This window comes from Cellulomonas fimi, assembly GCF_028583725.1.
In the GTDB taxonomy this organism is placed as follows: Bacteria; Actinomycetota; Actinomycetes; order Actinomycetales; family Cellulomonadaceae; genus Cellulomonas; species Cellulomonas fimi_B.
The window spans coordinates 3,990,102-4,007,048 of the sequence record NZ_CP110680.1 but is presented as its reverse complement, the minus strand read 5'-3'; the positions used below and the strand labels follow the sequence as shown (position 1 = coordinate 4,007,048).

The window sequence follows — 16,947 nt, the reverse complement described above, 5'->3', positions numbered from 1 at the left end:
AGGTCGTGACGTGAGCCCGCGCGGCTCGCGCACCACGTCACCGAGCGAGCGCGTGGGTCACGGGGTGGACTGGTGACGGTCGTCCGCCCCCGCTGACGTCGGGCGTCGCGCCTACCGGCGCGACCAGACCTGGTTCGCCGCGCCGGTGCACGTCCAGAGCAGCACCGCGGTGTTGTTCGCGGTGAGGTTCCGGTCGACGTCGAGGCACAGCCCGGACCGCACGCCGCGGATCGTGCCGTCGGCCTGCGTCGTCCACTGCTGGTTGGTGCCGCCGTTGCAGTCCCACAGCTGGACGCGCGTGCCCGCGGTGGCGCTCGGCGGCGCGTCGAGGCACTTGCCCAGCGAGCGGAGCGTGCCGTCGGTGCCCGCGGTCCACGTCTGGTTGGGCGCGGTGTGGCAGTCCCAGATCACCAGCCCGGTGCCGTTCGCGGTGGCGCTGCCGGGCACGTCGAGGCACCGGCCCGACGACGCGCTGACGAGCGTGCCGCCGGTCGGCGGGGGCGTGGTGCCGCCCGGGGTGACCCGGAACAGTGCGACGCCGTGCTGCGCGACCTGCGCGGAGAGCTGGCCGGTCGTCGTGCCCGTCGCACCGGTCCACACCTCGCGGTACTGGTGCGTCCCGGACCCCAGCCCGACCTGTCCGAGCGTCGTCGAGATCTGGCGACTGCCGGAGCCGCGGTTGAGCAGGACGACGGCGACGGAGCCGTCCGCGAGCGGCTTCGCCCAGACCTCGGCGTCACCGTCGTCCCGCACGCGGTCGGCCTGGCGCACGAGCGGGTCCTGGTCGATCGCGAGGACGTCGCGGTTGGTGAGGACGGCGCGCACGTCGGCGGACATGTTCCGCAGGTCGTTGCCCGCGATGAGCGGGGCGCTGAGCATCGCCCACATGCTCAGGTGCGCCCGGTTCTCCGTGGCCGTCAGCGCGTTCCGCACGCCGACCATCAGCATGTCGGGGTCGTTGTACTGACCCGGCTTGGTCCACTCGCGCATGGGCTCGACGATGTCGAGCGCCTCGGTGATGCCGACGAAGCAGTCGGCGGACGGGGAGCATCCCGTCGACCAGGACGCCGACAGGTCCTCGGACGTGCGCCACATGTCGGAGAACGCGCCCCAGCCGGAGTACGTCGGCGCGGTGTTGGAGTGCGCGCTGTTCGGGTTGATCGAGTAGACGATCGGGCGGCCGGTGGCCTTGAGCGCGTCACCGAACCGCTTGAAGACGGTCGCCTGCTCGCTCGCGCTGCCGCGCGGGTCGCACCAGTCGTGCTTGACGTAGTCGACGCCCCACGACGCGAAGAGGTTCGCGTCCTGCGTCTCGCGCCCGTACGACGACGTCCCCGGGAGGTTGGCGAAGTACTGGTTGCAGGTCTTCTCGCGCGGCGCGTGGTAGATCCCGAACTTCAGTCCCTTGCCGTGGATGTAGTCGCCCAGCGCCTTCATCCCCGACGGGAACCGGTCGGTGCGGGCGCGCAGGTTGCCGTTCGCGTCGCGGGTGTCCTGCATCCAGCAGTCGTCCACGACGACGTACTGGTACCCCGCGGCCGCCATCCCCGAGCTCACCATCGCGTCCGCCGTCTGGCGGACCATCTGCTCGTCGATGTTGCAGTAGAAGGTGTTCCAGCTGTTCCAGCCGAGCGGCGGCAGGGGTGCCGGCTCGTCGACCGTGGGCGCGGCCGCCGTGGCGACCGGAGAGGCGGCCTGCGCGGGCACGCCGAGGGCGATCGCGGACACCGTCAGCGCGGTCGTGGCCAGCGCGGTGCACCAGCGACGACGTCGAGAACTTCTCACGAGAGCACTCCCTTGTGCGGTGGTCGTGGTGGTGGTCGACGGCATCCCACCGGGTTCGGCTGCCGGTCGCCGTGCCATGTGAGCGCTCACATCGATCGTCGCCATCGTGCCAGCGGTCGGTGGGTCCGGAACCTGTTCGCGGTGTTCCAAAACGGTTCAACCGGCGGACGCAGGTCACTGGACCGCAGGTCGAACCGGGCCGGCCGGCTCGGTACCGGCGCAGCCGTCACCGGAGGAGGAGTCGTGCTCGATCACTGCGCTCCGGCACTGACGGCCGCCGATCTCGACGCCGTCGAGGACTCGCTCGGCCTCACGCTCCCGCGCGACGTGCGGGAGCACTACCTGCGCTGGAACGGCGGCACGCCGCGGGCGACGTGCTGGGTGGTGGACGACGCGGTCGTGGTCGACGTCGCGGCCTTCCTGCCGGTCCGGTACGGCGACGGCACCCGCTACGGGGTCAACGGGTTCGGGAACTTCGTCGCGGGTCTCGTGCCGGCAGACGACTGATCGCGCGGACCGGCCACGTGCCGCCGCGACCGCACCGGGAAGACGTCCGCGAGCGAGCGGCCGACCGACGACGGTCCGCGCGTCAGGGTCCGGTCCGTGCGCGTCAGGGCGCCGGCCGGGGTGATACCCGATGCGCCGCGCTAGCCTGCACGGGCACCGTCGGGGGATGACATCGCGAGCCCCACGACCGGTCGTCACCGCCGACGGTCCACCGCCACGCTGGCCCGCTGCGCTCGCCGCCGCCTGGGTCGGCACGTTCTGCCTTGTCGCCGGCGGGGCGCTCGTCTGGTCCCGGCTGCGCGGAGGCAGCACGGCGGACCAGGAGGTCGTCGTCCTCGCGATCGGACTGCGCCTCGTGACGGTCGCCGTGGCGCTCGCGTCCATCCAGCCCTGGGGGAGGCGGCTGCCCGGCTGGGTCGTGCTCGGCGGGCTGTGGGGGGCAGGCGCCGTCCAGCTGGCCTACCCGCTCGCCGAGACCGTGGTGAAGCTGGTCATCCTCGCCGGGCTGAGGGAACCGGTCGACAAGGGCATCAGCGACATGAGCGCTCAGGGCTGGTTCAACTTCGGCGCCACGTGGCTCATCTGGGGCGTCCCCGGCGTGCTCTTCGTCCTCGCGGCGGCGGCGTTCGGCCGTCAGGTCCCGCACGCGCGCCGCTGGGCGCTCCTGTCCGTCCTCGCGGGGATCGGGTTCCTCGCCGGGCTCGGTCTGCTCATCGGCTGACGCACCCGCGCCCGCGTGTGCCGTCGTCTCCCCGCGCCACCACGAGCCCGGACTCGTAGGCGACGACGACGAGCTGGGCGCGGTCGCGGGCGTGCAGCTTCGTCATCGCGCGGTTGACGTGCGTCTTCGCCGTCAGCGGGCTGATCACCAGCCGGTCGGCGATCTCGTCGTTCGACAGACCGTGCGCGACCAGCGCGACCACCTCACGTTCCCGCTGCGTCAGGCCGTCGAGCTGCGTCCGGACGTCCGGCCGCGTGACGTACGCGGCGATCAGGCGCCGCGTGAGGGACGGCGCGAGCAGGGCGTCACCACGGGCCGCGACACGGACGGCGTGCAGGAAGTCCTCCGGGAGGACGTCCTTGACGAGGAAGCCCGCCGCACCGGCCCGCAGCGCCGCGACGACGTACTCGTCCAACCCGTAGTTCGTCAGCATCACGACGTGCACCCCGGAGAGCGCGGGGTCGGCGGCGATCCGGCGCGTCGCCTCGATGCCGTCGAGGACGGGCATCTGGACGTCGACGAGCGCGACGTCGGGCAGGTGCTCGCGCGCCAGCGCGACCGCCTCGTCCCCGTCGCCCGCCTCGGCCACCACCCGGATGTCGTCCTCGGCGTCCAGCAGGGCGCGGAACCCGCTGCGGATGAGCGGCTGGTCGTCGACCAGCAGCACCCGGATCACGCGGGCACGTCCGTCGGGAGCTCGGCACGGACGGTGAACCCGCCCTCGCGGCGCGGTGCCGCGTCGAGCCGACCACCGAGAGCGGCGACGCGCTCCCGCATGCCGAGCAGCCCGACACCCGCTCCCGCACCGGCGTCCGGCTGCGCTCCCGGCCGGGCTGCACCGTCGTCGTCGACCTGGATCACGAGAGACTGCGGCGCGTACGCGACGCGCACGGACGCGGTACGCGCGGACGCGTGCCGCACGACGTTGGTCAGCGCCTCCTGGACGATCCGGTAGGCCGTCCGCTCCACCGTGCCGGGGACGTCGTGCCTCGGCCCGTCGACGCTCAGGCTCGCCTGCAGGCCCGCCGCCCGGGCGCGCTCGACGAGCTCCGCCAGGCCGTCGAGCCCCGGCGGCGGGTGCCGGTCGTCGTCGCGCAGCGCCTGGAGCGTCGCCCGCAGGTCCCGGGACGCCCCGCGCCCGGCGTCGCGGATCGCCAGGAGCGCGTCCGGCACCTGCTCACCGCGCTTGCGGGCGAGGTGCACGGCCACCTCGGACTGCACCTGGATGACCGAGATCTGGTGCGTGAGCGAGTCGTGCAGCTCACGCGCGAGGTGCAGCCGCTCCTGCGCGGCGCGGTGGCGGGCCGCCTCGTCGCGCGTGCGCTCGGCCTCGTCCGCGCGACGCTCGGCCTGCCGCACCGCCTCTCCGGCCGCGCCCGCCGCGACGAGCCACGCCAGCGGGAGGACGTCCCGGCCCTGCGCGAGAGCCGCCTCCACCGACCGCTCCGGCGCCGCGACGAGGAGGACCAGCGGGACGGCGACCAGCATCGCCACCGCGACCACGACCGTCAGCGTGCGGTTCCCCGCACGGACCGCGGACCAGACGGCGACGAGGAACGCGAGGGACACCGGACCGCCGACGCCGATCGCGAGACAGCCGAGCGTGCCGCACGCCGTGACGACCAGCACCGCGACCGGGGCCCGCCCCCGCGCGACGAGCGACATCCCGGCGAGCGCGAGCAGCGTGACGCCCAGCGGCGCGAGCGGGGGGTGCTCGCGCGCGGCCACCGCGGCGCCGACGAGCGACACCCCCGTCACGGCGGCGGCGACGACCCAGTCCCACGCACCGAACCTGCCCCGGTCCACCGCCGCAGCCTAGCCACGCGCCCGGTGCCGGCACGTCCGTCGCCGGGACGACCGAGGGCTACCGCGGTCGCGGTACGCGCAGCCGTCCGTACAGCGCCGGGAGCAGCCGGCTGCGCGCACCGCGGCACCGTGACCTGCCGCCGCCGGGAGGACGACCGGGAGGTGGGCGGGCCGCGATCGTGGAGGCCTTGCCCGGCCCATCGGAAGGAGCCCGTCATGTCCGCCCCGCACCTGCTGACCACCGTCCACACCCTCGTGGTGGTTCCCGCACTCACGAACGGGCCGCCCGTGCCCGCCGCCGGCGCCTACGCGCTCACCGGTGGGCGCCTCACGTCGCTCGTCGGCGTCGGGCTCGGCCTCGCGGGCGTCGTGCTCGTCGCGCTGGCCCGACGTCGACGTGCCGGAGGCGGGACCCGGTCGCCCCGGCTCGTCGCCGGCATCGGCGCCGGTCTGGGCGTGGCCGGTGCGCTCACCGGCGCCGCGATCGTCGCGCTGGCCGACGGCGGCCCGGGCAGCGGGTCCGGGATCGTCGGCGGCGTCGTGTGCCTGGCGACCGGCGCGGTGGCCGCCGTGCTCGCCGCGCCGCTGCTGCGACGGACCGCCCGGGCAGAGAGGGAGCCGGGAACGCCGATCGCGGGGCGTCAGCGCTCCTGATCGTCGACGAACGCGCCGTCGACGATCACCGGGACGACGCCTGAGGCGTCCAGGGTGGCGGCGACGGCCACGTCGGCCGCGAATCCCATCGCGGTCAGCTCGCGGCCGCCGACGCAGTCGTGCAGGAGCCGGTCGAGCGAGCCGGCCGACGCGCGGAACACCGCGCTCGCGACGGTCGCCTCGGGGCTGAAGGCGTCCCCGTGCCCCATCGCCGCCAGGTGCGCGAGGATCGCCCCGGCTCCGAGGTGATCCTCGAGCGCGGGGCGCAGGGAGCGGTCGAGGTCCCACCGTTCCCCGGCGGCGACGACGCCGACGGTCTGCCCGGCGTCCAGCGTCCGCGCCAGGCGAGTCGCGACCGCGTGCGCGTTGCGCAGGCAGCCGGCGAGCACCGTCGACCCCGTGCCCACGGCCTCGACGACGATGGTCGACCCGTTGGGCGACGGGAGCACGAGACTCTCGACGGGAGCGGTCTCGAGGAGCGCGGCGGGCGACAGGGACGGTGCGACGACGGCGCCGTCCTTCGTCGCCTCGAGGCGACCCACCGCCAGAGCGGCCCCGTGCGCGGCCGCGACGGCGCGGGCGTGCTCGCCACCCCAGCGACTCGGGTAGACACGTGTGCCACGTTCGACGGCCACGGTGACCGCCGTCGAGAAGCTGAGGACGTCCACGACCACGGTCACGTCGGCGCCGCACCGCACCGCGCCGACCGGCCCCCAGTCGAGACGCACCGCGTAGCTTCCCTGTCCGAACGGCTCGCTCACGCAGAGAACGTATCGGCGCGCAGCGGGGTCGCCGGGCTCAGCCCACGCGGACCAGCTGCCACTGCTGGTTGGTGCCGTTCCAGTCGGCGTACTGGACGACGTTGCCGCCGTCGGTCGTGGAGGCGCCCTGCACCTCGACCGCCTTGCCGCTGTTGCGGGCGATGAGCTGGACGTACCCGTCGATCGTCTGGATGCTGAACTGCTGGTTGGTGCCGCCGTTGGCGCTCCACTGCTGGATCGCCGCCCCGTCGGCGGTCGACCTCGCGGCGACGTCGAGGACCTTGCCGGACAGCCGCGACCTCAGCTGGTAGAAGCCGTTGCCGGTGCTGACGAACTGCCACTGCTGCTGGGCGCCGCCGTTGCGGGACCACTGGGTGATGCGTGCACCGTCCGCGGTGGACAGGTTGTACACGTCGATGGCCTTGCCGCTGTTGCGGTTGACGAGCGAGTACCAGGCCGCGGTGTCCACCGGACCGGAGGGGTTCTGGGGGTTCCCGGCCGGGTTGCCGATGCTGCCCGGCACGGAACGCAGCGCGGCGAACCAGACGGCCGCCATCTTGTCGTAGCCGGCCGCGCTGGGGTGCACGCCGTCGGGGAGGTCGGCGAGGTTCACTGCGTTGTACATGTCGACGAGGTGCACGCGCTTCCCGCTCGCGGCCCTGCTCGACACGATGCCGGGGATCGCGGCGTTGTACGCCCGGACCTTGGCGTCGGCGTACGACACGGGGATCAGGGTGGCGACGAAGACGTCGGTCTGCGGCGACGTGCTCGTGATCCTGTCGACGAGGGCCGCGAGGCGGGCCGGGGCGTTCGCCAGGTCGCGGTTCTGGCTGATGTCGTTGGTGCCGATGTGCAGCAGCACGGTGCGCGGCTGGTAGGTGCGCAGCCAGCCGACGACGTTGGCGTCGATCTGGTCGATCCGCCAGCCGGAGTGCCCCTCGTGGTCGTGGTCCCCGAGGCCGGCCGGCCCGTTGTAGCCCGATCCCACGAAGTCCGTGGTGTACCCGTTCTGCGCGAGGCGCTGCCACAGCCCGACGCGGTAGCCGCCGCCTCCGGTCATGCCGACGCCGTCCGTGATCGAGTCGCCCAGCGGCATCACGCGGGTGCCCCCGTTGCTCTCGGCGGAGGCGGGCGCCGACTGCGTCACGACACCGCCGGCCAGCGCGAGGCAGAGCGTGACGGCGAGCAGCAGCCGTCGGGCGATTCGGAGCATGTCGTCTGCCTCCTGGAGATGGCCGCGCTGGGGTGAGGGTCCGGATGTGAACGCTCACATGGCCGAACCGGCCCACTCTGGCACGGGGCGCGAGGGGCCTGCGATCGGCCCAAACGATTAGGGATGGGGCCGCTGGACAGGTCCGATTCCGCCCGACATAGTCACGCCGACCGGTGCGTCCAGGTCCCCGTCCGCCGGCTGCCAGCGGGGTCCGTCGGACGCACGTCGACGACCCACGACGATCGGACGGATCATGCACAGAACCCCACGATGGCGCCGGCCCTGGACGGTGGCTCTGGCGGCGGCGACGCTGCTCACGGGGACGGTGGTCGCCCAGGCGCCCGTCGCGTCCGCCGCCACCGGCTGCCGGGTGGACTACGTCGTCTCCTCGCAGTGGAGCGGCGGGTTCACGGCCGGCGTCAAGATCACCAACCTCGGTGACGCGGTCAGCAGCTGGGTCCTCACCTGGACCTTCCCCGCGGGCCAGACCGTGACCCAGGCGTGGAGCGCCACGGTCACCCAGAGCGGCGCGGCCGTGTCCGCGCGGAACGCGTCGTACAACGGCTCGCTCGGCACGGGGGCGTCGACGGAGCTCGGCTTCAACGGCAGCCACGGCGGCTCCAACCCGGCGCCCACGTCCTTCGCGCTCAACGGGACCACCTGCACGGGATCGGCCACCGGCACCCCGACGCCGACCCCCACCGTCACCCCCACCCCGACGCCCTCCGCGACCCGGACGCCGACGCCGAACCCGACGAGCGCGCCCGCCGACCTCACCGTGAACCCGGGCACCAGGTACCAGACGATCGACGGCTTCGGTGCCGCCGTGTCGATCTGGGGCGGTGCGTGGTCGACCGCCGACACGCAGACGCTCGTCGGGATGGGTGACAACCAGCTCGGCCTGTCGATCGTCCGGACCGGGATCTCGCCCGTGTCGAGCGAGTGGGGAGCGCAGGTCAGCGCGCTGAAGACCGCGAAGGCGTACGGCTCGGACGTCAAGATCCTCGCCTCGCCCTGGACCGCGCCCGCCGCGTGGAAGTCGAACAACAGCCGCATCAACGGCGGCACCCTGCTGACCTCGCGCTACGGCGACTACGCCAACCACCTCAACAGCTACGTGCAGTACATGAAGAGCCAGGGCGTGACGATCGACGTCACGTCGGTCCAGAACGAGCCCGACTGGCACCCCGACTACGACTCGATGGCGTGGACGGGCGACACGCTCCGCAACTTCGTGCGCGACCACGGCGCGAAGATCACGGGCACGAAGCTCATGGTCGCCGAGTCGCTCGGCTCGAACCGGGCCTACACCGACCCCACGCTCAACGACGCGACCGCCCGCAACACCATCGGCTACATCGGCGGCCACATCTACGGCCAGGAGAACGGGCCGAACCTCTCGCGCTACCCGCTCGCCGCGCAGTACGGCAAGAACCAGTGGATGACCGAGTGGAACTACCACCAGGCCGACGGCAACGGGTCGAACATCTGGGGAGACCCGTCGAACCTCGCCGCCTGGAACGAGACGCTCGACGTGATCATGCCGTCGGTCAACCGCACGATGGAGGCGAGCTGGAGCGCGTACGTCTGGTGGTACGGACGGCGGTACTACTCCTTCATCGGTGACGGGGAGTCGGCGTACGGGACGACGGGCGGCGCGGTCCTCAAGCGCGGCTGGGCGTTCTCGCAGTACTCCAAGTACGTGCGTCCGGGCTACCAGCGCATCGGCGTGACCGAGAGCTCGAAGGCGTCGCCGCTCGACGTCACGGCGTACCAGGGCGACGGCAAGATCACCCTCGTCATCCTCAACCGCTCGACCAGCGCGGTGAACGGCGCCGTCGTCCAGGCGCCGCAGGACGTCAGGTCCGCACTCCACACCCTGACGTCGCAGTACTCCAGCCGTGCCGCCCGGACCACGAGCGTCAACGGCAGCCAGGTGACGGTCGACGTCCCCGCCCGGAGCATCTCGACCGTCGTCCTCACGCTCTGAGCCGGGAGCGCCGCGACCGACCAGCGGCGTGACACCTGGGCGGGACGTTCACCGTCTCGCCCAGGTGTTCGTCCTGGTGGCGTCGACCTACCGGGGGCGGGGGGCGCCCGTGGTCACGCGGGCCGTCAGCGGTTCGCCCACGCGTAGCGCATCAGCATGGCGTCCACCGCCTGCTTCGAGAGCTCGGGGTGGCGCGGCGCGAAGACGTCGTGCACGAGCCGGCACTCCTCCCAGACCGTGATGCCCCGCGCGTCGACCGGCACGCCCCACAGCTCGCTCATGAGCGACTGGATCTCCGCGCGCAGCTCCTCCGGTGACCGTCGTCCCGCGTGCGCAGCGAGGGCGTCGGGGCGGTCGTGGATGGTGCCGACGTACGCGACGATCGCGTCGCTCAGCTCCGTGTCGACCTGGGCGTCGGGCTGGGACGAGCTCATCGAGCGATCGTCGGGGAGCGGCGGCCGCGAAGCAACGGGTCCCACCCGTTCGGCGTCCGCTCAGCGCCGACGGGTCGCGGCCTCCTGGATCACGGCGACGCACCGGGCCACCGCCGCGTCGACGTCGAACCCGTCCGGGGTGGACCCCTCCCACACGACCTCCGGCTCGACCGACCCGTCGACCACACCGTCGGGACGCCGGGGTCGAAGGAGCGTGCGCGGGTAGTCGCCCTCCGACGCGAGCGACCACCCCGTGCCGGCGACGCGCTCGTCGACCGCGGCGACGATCCGCTGCTCGACCTGCCTCGCCGACACCGGCGCGCCCGGGTCGCACCGCGCGATCGCGAACGCGACGGCCTCGGTGTGCTCGTCCGCGTCGCCGTCCCACGCCAGCGCCAGCGCCCGCAACGACGGCAGCAGCCCGGGGTCCGCGAGCTCCCCCGCCGCGCGGAGCGCGAGCAGCCTGACGTCCGATCCGGGCTGATCGATCGCGGCCCGGACCCGGCCCAGCGCCTCGGGGTCCCCGCGGCGGGCCAGCCCGAGCAGCGCTTCGGCCGCCGCGTCGGGGTCCTCGTCGTCCAGCCGTGCATGCAGGGCGGTGCGGATCGCGGGGGAGTCCTGCGACGTCTGGCTCCCCAGGCCGAACGTCGCCCAGTCGCGCACGCGGGGGTCGGTGTCCGCCGAGAGCGTGATCAGCGCACCGACGGCGCGTTCGGTGAGGGGTTCGCCGTACGGCATCCCCGGCAGGGACATCGCCACCGCCAGGCGCACGCCGGCAGCCGGGTCCCCGGCGAACGTCAGCAGGTCGTCGAGCCACGCGGCGTCCTCCGCCTTGCCCAGGGCGTCGACGAGGTCCTGACGGACGTCGTCGTCCTGCTCCGCCCGGGCCGCACGGACCACCTCCGGCACCACCCGCGCGCCGAACGGTCGTCCTCGCGGATACCCGAACTGTCCGAGGACCCACGCCGCGGCCTGACGGTGCCACGGGTCGTCGTGCGACAACGCGCTCAGCGCCCGCTCGAGCACCGGCTCCGCCGCGTCGACCTGGAGCCGGTCGACCAGCGCCGCCGCCTCGTCCTCGGCGTCGTCGAGCCTCTCGCCCAGCGCGAGCAGCTGCACCCACCGTGCGTCGACCTCGGCCACGACGGCGACGGTACCCCTCACGTCCTGACCCGGCGGCGCGACCCCAGGCCGGCGGCACGTCCTCGACGCGGCGGTCGGCCTGCGGTCAGTGCGTCCCTGTGCTCGAGTGCGGACCTTCGGGTTCTGGTGCGGGACCCGCGAGCCGTCGCACCTTGAGCGGGTGGTGCTCACGGCCCGGCGCTCCCCTCCCGAACAGGTGCCCCAGTGCGGCCAACGAGTCGCCGTCGAGCAACGACGGGTTCTTCTCGAGCATGAGTCGTACGGTCTCGCCGATCTGTTGCGGAGTGGGCGTCTCGAGCAGGTCTCCGAGCGCCACCTCGCCGTCGTCGTCCTCGATCGTCACGCTGCGCAGGAGCCGCATCTGCTCGTCACTGAATGCCTTCGCCAGGAGGGCTGCGACGAACCGCTCTCGCGCCTCGGCACTGCTCATGCGGGCGCGGTAGTCGTGGAAGGCCACCTCCAGCGCGGTGGAGGAAGCGGCCTGGAGCCGAGCTTCGTCGGTCGACACCACCTCGTACGCGCGGGGCTCCTCGCGCCTCGCCGTCCGGACGACCTTGCCCCAGGTCGACCGGAGGGCGTGCACTGCCTGCACCGTGGACGACTTCGCGACCGAACGCCCCCGCGCGCCTGCCGCCCTCGCCGCACCGGCAGCGCCCGTCCACCATCGCCTGACGTGCGGCGCGGCAGCCGATGCGAGCGACGCGACCACCAGCACGAGCGCCGCCAGCGCCTCGAGCGCCTGCGCGATCTCCTCCGGAGTGAGCTCGCGAGCCTCTGTCTTCGTCGAGCTCGACTCGTACCCGTAGGTGCCCGACCACTCCGACTCGTCGTCGTCCGGATCCCTCAGCTCGGCGTGCCCGACGAGGCGGTTCGTGTCGTCGTCGAAGAGGTGCGCGCGGTATGCGCCGTCGGTGTCCCGTGAGAAGCCGAGGTGCTGCCCGTCCGGAACCTCGACGTCGAACCGTCTCGTGACCATGCGGTGTTCATCGGCTCTCGGGTGCCACCGCACAAGGGCGGAGGCGATGCATCCGATGACCCGAAACAGTGACGACCCCGCCGGCGTCCCTGGTCATGCCGCGTCGACGGAGCCGGTGAAGTCGAGGATCGCCGCCGCGAGCGCCTCTGGAGCCTCCAGGGCGGCGTAGTGGCCGACGCCCTCCAGCTGCACAGCGGTGACGTCCCCGGCGGTGACCTGTCCGAGCGTCGTGGAGGTGAACGGTCCACCGCCGGCGCCGACGGCGAGCACGGGCACGGTGAGCGGCCTCGACCCGGCCAAGGCCCGGAGGTCGTCGCCCTCGGCGAGCATCGAGCGGTAGAGGCCGACGGCTCCGCGCCAGCCGCCGGGGCGGGCGTAGGTGCGAGCGAACTCGTCCACGTCGGCGTCGGTGACGGACCCGGCGACGGCGGTCATGCTCGGGAAGGCCCACATGCCGAGCAGCTCGCGCTCGCGGCCTGCGAACAGCAGCTCCGGGATGCCGTCCGCCGTCAGGGCGCCGATGTGCCAGGAACCACCGCGCGTGACGTCGGCCAGACCTTCCAGGCCGAACCCGGCGAGGCCCGTCTCGATCGCGGTGAGGCTGAGGACGTCCTGCGGGTGCGCGGCGACGAGCCGGAACACGGTGCCCCCGCTGATGTCCTGCGCGGTCACGTGCACGGGTCCCCAGCCGAGGTGCTCGATCAGCCCGTGCAGGTCCTCGGCGGCGGTCGTGCTGTCGTGCCCGTCGTCGGCGGTGCTCGAGTCGCCGAAGCCGCGCAGGTCCACGGCGACGACCCGGTGGTCGTGGGCGAGCAGGGGGATCACCTCGTGGAACGCCCACCACGTCTCCGGGAACCCGTGCACGAGCAGGAGGGGCGACCCGCTGTCGCCCGCGGTGACGTAGTGGATCTGCGCGCCGTTGATCGGTGCGGTGTGGTGGGTGACCGTGGGGATGGTCGCGTGCGTGGTGCTCATCGTCGACTCCTTCGATAGACAACTAGGTTGTCTAACACAATAGACAGCCGGGTTGTCGATGTCGACCCGGAATGCCTAGGCTCCTCGTCATGTCCCGATCCGGCGCCGACCTCGCCCTGCTGCTCCTCGGCGGCTTCCGCACCCTCGTGGACGGTGCGATGGTCGAGCTGGCCGCTCGCGGCTACGACGACTTCCGCCCGACGCACGAGTTCGCGATGCGCGCGATCATCGCCGGCGCCGACAGCGCGTCCGACGTCGGACGACGCCTGTCCGTCTCCAAGCAGGCGGCCGCGAAGACCATCGCGGTCCTCGTCGCGCGCGGCTACGTGTCGAGCGACCCGGACCCGTCCGACGCCCGACGCAACCGGCTGCGGGTGACCGCCCGGGGACTCGAGGTCCTGCGTGCGGGCGAAGAGGTCTTCGACGAGCTGCGCGCCCGGTGGGAGGAGACGATCGGCGCCGCCGACCTCGCGCACCTCGAGGCGAGCCTGGTCACCCTCGTCGGCGCCGCCACCGTGGACGCGGGCGCCCCCGGGTGGGTGGGACGCGACCCGGCGACGGGATGACACCGGCCGTGCGCCCTGCCCCGCACCCGCTGACCCGCCTCGTCGGCCCCACGTCGGCGGCAGGGGCGGACGCCCGACGTCCGGCGTCAGCCCTGGAGCCGGGCGCCGTGGTCCGGTCCTGACATGGGGGGATGCGGGCGGTGGGCTTCGCGGCCCCGCCGGCTCTCCTGACGGATGGCCTGCGCCGGGCGGGGCGCAGCGGGCCAGAGCGCCAGCTCGAAGGTGTCGACGAGGGGGTCGTCGGCGAAGACGGTCCCGTCGTAGGCCTCGTCCATCCCGGCGCCGCTCCACCGGAGGCGGTAGCTGCCGGCAGGCAGAGCGAACGCGCAGACGGCGTCGCTCATGAGCCCGTGCACGACGACCTCCGGCCCCGCCGGGGTGAACGGGGCCTCCACGACGTCCCCCCACTGCGGGTCGAGCGGCGGCGCCGCGTCGTGGAGCACCACGCGCAGCCCGACGTCGCCCGTGTGCGTCCCGGTGATGAGCACGGCGCAGCCGGGCACGGCGGCGCCGACCAGGCCGTTCGTCTGACCGGCGAACGCGGCGTCGTAGACCGCCGACCCGTCACCCGTCTCGATCAGGAGCTGTCGGTAGTGGACCTGTGCGCGCCCGTCGAACATCACTCGTCCCGTCACGGGCACAGGGTCGCAGACCGGGACGCGCTCGGGGGCTCTGGTCCGGCGGACCGCGACAACGGATGCCGGGTCGCAGGAGCAAGAAGAGCTGCCGAACGGGAGACCGACGTCTGCCCCTCGATCGACGCGCCACCGTCGGGGTCGCCCGAGATGCGGGCGGCCTCGATGTAGGAACTCATCGAACGTGTCCGGCACTCATGGTTTGACCTGCTCTGGGACAAGCACGTGAGGCGGCGTGCGCCCCACGTGCTTGTCCGAGTCCTCAGCCGGGCACCCCGGGGTGCCCGGGTCCCGTCTCGCTGACGTGCCCCAGCCACCAGGCGCCGTCGAGGGCGAGGTCCCTGCCCTCGACGGCCTCCTCAGTCGGTGGGCCGCCCACACCACGCTGCAAGGGGCGGGTTGAAATCCCCGCCAGCATCCCGGGAGGTCGCCGTGCGCCTGACCATCGCGTAGGCCACCGCCATCGCGCCGTAGGGGGCACGCAGAGTGTCGGAACTCACCGGACTGGTCCACTGCCCAGCCGCACTCGCCCGGGGATGGCGACTCGGGCGTGGCAGCCATGTGACGTCGGTGGGGAAGGATCGCGCCGGACTCGTCCGTCCGAGCTGCCCGAGGTGCGTCGGCTCACGGCGTGGAGGACGGTGGCACCGGTGGCGCGTAGGTCGAGCTGCCGTAGAAGGTGCCGTCGGTCGTCGGCGGGTGTGCGGTGCCCGACTTTCCGACGATGCGCCGATCGATGACCCACTCGGTGTGCTCGCTGAACACCGTCCGCTTCAGGGTGTCACCCGTGACCTTGTCCTCGACGGTCCAGACGTAGGCGTCCGGCCGTCCCGAGTCGGCCATCTGCTGCGACTTCAGTGTGTCGCGGTCGGGCGGGATGTCCGTGCGGATGAGTACGGTCCTGGTCTCGGAGCCCTTGGACGTCACGCGGTCGGCCTGCACCTCGAACTGCCATCTGCCGCCCACCTCCGTCCGGCCTCGGTACGTGACCACCCAACCGGCCTTCGCCGGGAAGCGCTTTGCCGTGCCGATCCGTGCGAACACCGCGCCGGCGTCGTCCGCAGGCGGATTGGGTCCCGTCCACGACATCTCGGCTCGCTTGACGTGCTTCTCCTTCGCGGCCGCGAGCAGCCCGGGCCACCGCGAGGACGGGACATCGGGGTACTTCGTCGCGAATCGGGTCGCACGGTCCGCTCTGCTCACCGTCGGCCGCCCGGGGTCCTCGATGGAGTACTGAAAGTGTGCCTCCTCAGTGACGAGCGGCTTGCCCTTGCCCGCGCTGCGGTAGGAGTACTCCTGCTTGTGGGTCGGCGCTGTGACCTGTGTGGCACCGCCGAACGCCTGGTCGAGAGCGTCGAGCATCAGCTGTGACCGACCGATGTTGCACCCTCGGACCTCGACGCGTGTCGACGCGTCGATCTTCGCCGCGTCGGCGAGCGGCAGACCACCGGTCGCGTTGGCATCACGCAGCTCCTTGAACTCCGTCCTTGGCTTGCGGTCGCCGGCTTGCGCATCCCTCTTCAGGTCCGCGGCGTCGAGGGAGAAGCCGAGGTTCCCCTCCTCGTTGGCGTGCGCCACGAGGATGATCCGGAGCGCTGGAGTCGCGCCGGCGTTCACGTGGGCGATGACCTCGGCAAGAGTGCGTTTGTCGCGGAGGATCTCGGCGCCCCGTTCGTTCTGGGAGAAGTACACGTTCGCGGCGTCGTAGAAGGGGTCCCGCTTGGTGTCACCCATGAGGAACACGTAGTCCTTGCGCGGAGGTGCGGTGGCGGGGACCGGGGGTCGACCGGCTGCGGCCGGGCCGGGACTGACGCCGGCGTCCGCGCCCGCATCGCTCTCACGCTGCAGGTGCCGTACGACGGCGGTGTTGCCGACTGTCCGCTGCATCGTGAGAAGCGCAGTCGTCGGACCCGCGATGAGCGCGCGCGGCGCTCGGGCGCTCGACCCCGGACGGTCAGGTCTCGCGGTCGCCTGCACCGGACCCGTCTGGAGGTCGGTCGGAGTCACCCGACGACCGCTCATGGGTCGAAGACTAGGACCGCTCGGTCGAGGCCGACCACGTCCGAAAGGGCAGACCGACATCCGCCGCGCGGCGGTCAGGACGACCGCGGGGTCAGCGTCAGCGAGCCACGGCGAGGACGGCTCGAGCCGACTCGCGTCGACGAGGGCGACCCTCCTCTACGCGCGAGGACGACGTCGGTGCGAGCCCCCGACGCCGACGTGGGGGAGCGGTGGCAGCCGTTGCGGAGGCTCGCGGGTCAGCCGCTCGACAGTGCGCGCGACATGTCCGTGCGGTTGTCGACGCCGTGCTTGCGGAAGGCCGGCCGAGATGGTTCTCGACCGTCCGCACCGAGACGTGCGGCCGTCGCGCGATCTGCTCGTCCGAGAGCCCTGACGCCGTCAGGCGTGCGATCTTCTGCTCGCGCGCGGTGAGCCGTGACGCGTCGGCGGGCGAGCGGAGGCCGTCGACGGCCTCGTCGCCCCAGACCTCGATCCGCCGACGCGCCCGCTCGTGCGCCTCGGCCGCACCGGCTGCGTGGCCCGCCGCGTGGAGCGCGGCGAGGCTGGCGGGGTAGGCATTCGTCGCGGCCCACACGGCCTCCACCTTGACGCGAAGACGACAACTCCGATGCGAACCCGCACAGGCGTGCGGGTGCGGATCCGGGTGGTGGGGAACAAGTCGCACGGTCGGAGAGTTGAGCCAAGCAGACTCAAGTTTGACGGACCGAGGTTGCGTCGCCGACATCCGCGACGCAGACTTGAGCCCGGCGGACTCAAGAG

General features: G+C 72.8%; 17 protein-coding genes. 5 read left to right on the top strand and 12 right to left on the bottom strand.

Translation table 11 applies throughout. The annotated features are described in order from the left end of the window. Positions 1-111 precede the first annotated feature (111 nt). Positions 112-1,830 (bottom strand): glycoside hydrolase family 27 protein, encoded by a 1,719-nt coding sequence (locus tag OOT42_RS18010; RefSeq protein WP_273652521.1) that lies wholly within the window; start codon positions 1,828-1,830, stop codon positions 112-114. A gap of 198 nt (positions 1,831-2,028) precedes the next feature. Between OOT42_RS18010 and OOT42_RS18005 the strand changes: the two genes are divergently transcribed. After that, positions 2,029-2,292: an SMI1/KNR4 family protein gene (locus OOT42_RS18005; protein ID WP_273652520.1), complete on the top strand. Its 264-nt coding sequence runs from the start codon at positions 2,029-2,031 to the stop codon at positions 2,290-2,292. A 166-nt stretch (positions 2,293-2,458) separates the two neighbouring features. Beyond that, on the top strand, positions 2,459-3,013 hold the full coding sequence (locus tag OOT42_RS18000) for a hypothetical protein (protein WP_273652519.1): 555 nt from the start codon (positions 2,459-2,461) through the stop codon (positions 3,011-3,013). Here OOT42_RS18000 and OOT42_RS17995 read toward each other — a convergent pair. Further along, complete coding sequence (locus OOT42_RS17995; RefSeq protein WP_273652518.1) at positions 3,003-3,689, bottom strand: response regulator; 687 nt, start codon at positions 3,687-3,689, stop codon at positions 3,003-3,005. The two genes, OOT42_RS18000 and OOT42_RS17995, sit on opposite strands and share 11 nt — an antisense overlap. Beyond that, complete coding sequence (locus OOT42_RS17990; RefSeq protein ID WP_273652517.1) at positions 3,686-4,819, bottom strand: sensor histidine kinase; 1,134 nt, start codon at positions 4,817-4,819, stop codon at positions 3,686-3,688. The genes OOT42_RS17995 and OOT42_RS17990 overlap by 4 nt, the downstream gene beginning before the upstream one ends. A 216-nt stretch (positions 4,820-5,035) precedes the next feature. Here OOT42_RS17990 and OOT42_RS17985 point away from each other — a divergent pair, with 216 nt between their 5' ends. After that, complete coding sequence (locus OOT42_RS17985; RefSeq protein ID WP_273652516.1) at positions 5,036-5,473, top strand: DUF6223 family protein; 438 nt, start codon at positions 5,036-5,038, stop codon at positions 5,471-5,473. Here OOT42_RS17985 and OOT42_RS17980 read toward each other — a convergent pair. Together OOT42_RS17980 and OOT42_RS17975 are read right to left on the bottom strand one after the other, a co-directional pair. Beyond that, positions 5,461-6,234 carry a 2-phosphosulfolactate phosphatase gene (locus tag OOT42_RS17980; protein WP_273652515.1) on the bottom strand — a complete coding sequence of 258 codons (774 nt, stop codon included), beginning with the start codon at positions 6,232-6,234 and terminating at the stop codon, positions 5,461-5,463. The genes OOT42_RS17985 and OOT42_RS17980 overlap by 13 nt on opposite strands. A 37-nt stretch (positions 6,235-6,271) precedes the next feature. Next, entirely contained in the window at positions 6,272-7,447 is a 1,176-nt protein-coding gene (locus tag OOT42_RS17975; RefSeq protein ID WP_273652514.1) for an RICIN domain-containing protein, read from the bottom strand. A gap of 289 nt (positions 7,448-7,736) precedes the next feature. On the opposite strand from OOT42_RS17975, the gene OOT42_RS17970 reads away from it, so the two are divergent. Continuing rightward, positions 7,737-9,437, top strand: coding sequence for a cellulose binding domain-containing protein (locus tag OOT42_RS17970; protein ID WP_273652513.1), 1,701 nt, complete (start codon positions 7,737-7,739; stop codon positions 9,435-9,437). 125 nt (positions 9,438-9,562) lie between these two features. Here OOT42_RS17970 and OOT42_RS17965 read toward each other — a convergent pair whose 3' ends face one another. The 4 genes from OOT42_RS17965 to OOT42_RS17950 form a co-directional block, all read right to left on the bottom strand. Then, positions 9,563-9,871 (bottom strand): hypothetical protein, encoded by a 309-nt coding sequence (locus OOT42_RS17965; protein WP_273652512.1) that lies wholly within the window; start codon positions 9,869-9,871, stop codon positions 9,563-9,565. 60 nt (positions 9,872-9,931) lie between these two features. After that, positions 9,932-11,014 carry a HEAT repeat domain-containing protein gene (locus OOT42_RS17960; protein WP_273652511.1) on the bottom strand — a complete coding sequence of 361 codons (1,083 nt, stop codon included), beginning with the start codon at positions 11,012-11,014 and terminating at the stop codon, positions 9,932-9,934. An 85-nt stretch (positions 11,015-11,099) separates the two neighbouring features. Then, positions 11,100-12,023, bottom strand: coding sequence for a hypothetical protein (locus tag OOT42_RS17955; protein WP_273652510.1), 924 nt, complete (start codon positions 12,021-12,023; stop codon positions 11,100-11,102). A 60-nt stretch (positions 12,024-12,083) separates the two neighbouring features. Next, positions 12,084-12,965 carry an alpha/beta fold hydrolase gene (locus OOT42_RS17950; RefSeq protein WP_273652509.1) on the bottom strand — a complete coding sequence of 294 codons (882 nt, stop codon included), beginning with the start codon at positions 12,963-12,965 and terminating at the stop codon, positions 12,084-12,086. Positions 12,966-13,054: 89 nt separating this feature from the next. Between OOT42_RS17950 and OOT42_RS17945 the strand changes: the two genes are divergently transcribed. Beyond that, the gene (locus tag OOT42_RS17945) at positions 13,055-13,531 is read left to right on the top strand and encodes a MarR family winged helix-turn-helix transcriptional regulator (protein WP_273652508.1); all 477 of its coding nucleotides are present in this window, start codon (positions 13,055-13,057) and stop codon (positions 13,529-13,531) included. Between the two features lie 86 nt (positions 13,532-13,617). On the opposite strand, the gene OOT42_RS17940 is transcribed toward OOT42_RS17945, so the two are convergent. The 3 genes from OOT42_RS17940 to OOT42_RS17930 all read right to left on the bottom strand — a co-directional run bounded on the left by OOT42_RS17940 (position 13,618) and on the right by OOT42_RS17930 (position 16,912). Then, positions 13,618-14,166: a hypothetical protein gene (locus OOT42_RS17940; RefSeq protein WP_273652507.1), complete on the bottom strand. Its 549-nt coding sequence runs from the start codon at positions 14,164-14,166 to the stop codon at positions 13,618-13,620. 624 nt (positions 14,167-14,790) lie between these two features. After that, entirely contained in the window at positions 14,791-16,188 is a 1,398-nt protein-coding gene (locus OOT42_RS17935) for a hypothetical protein (protein WP_273652506.1), read from the bottom strand. Positions 16,189-16,285: 97 nt separating this feature from the next. After that, complete coding sequence (locus OOT42_RS17930; RefSeq protein WP_225916112.1) at positions 16,286-16,912, bottom strand: helix-turn-helix transcriptional regulator; 627 nt, start codon at positions 16,910-16,912, stop codon at positions 16,286-16,288. Positions 16,913-16,947: the final 35 nt, after the last annotated feature.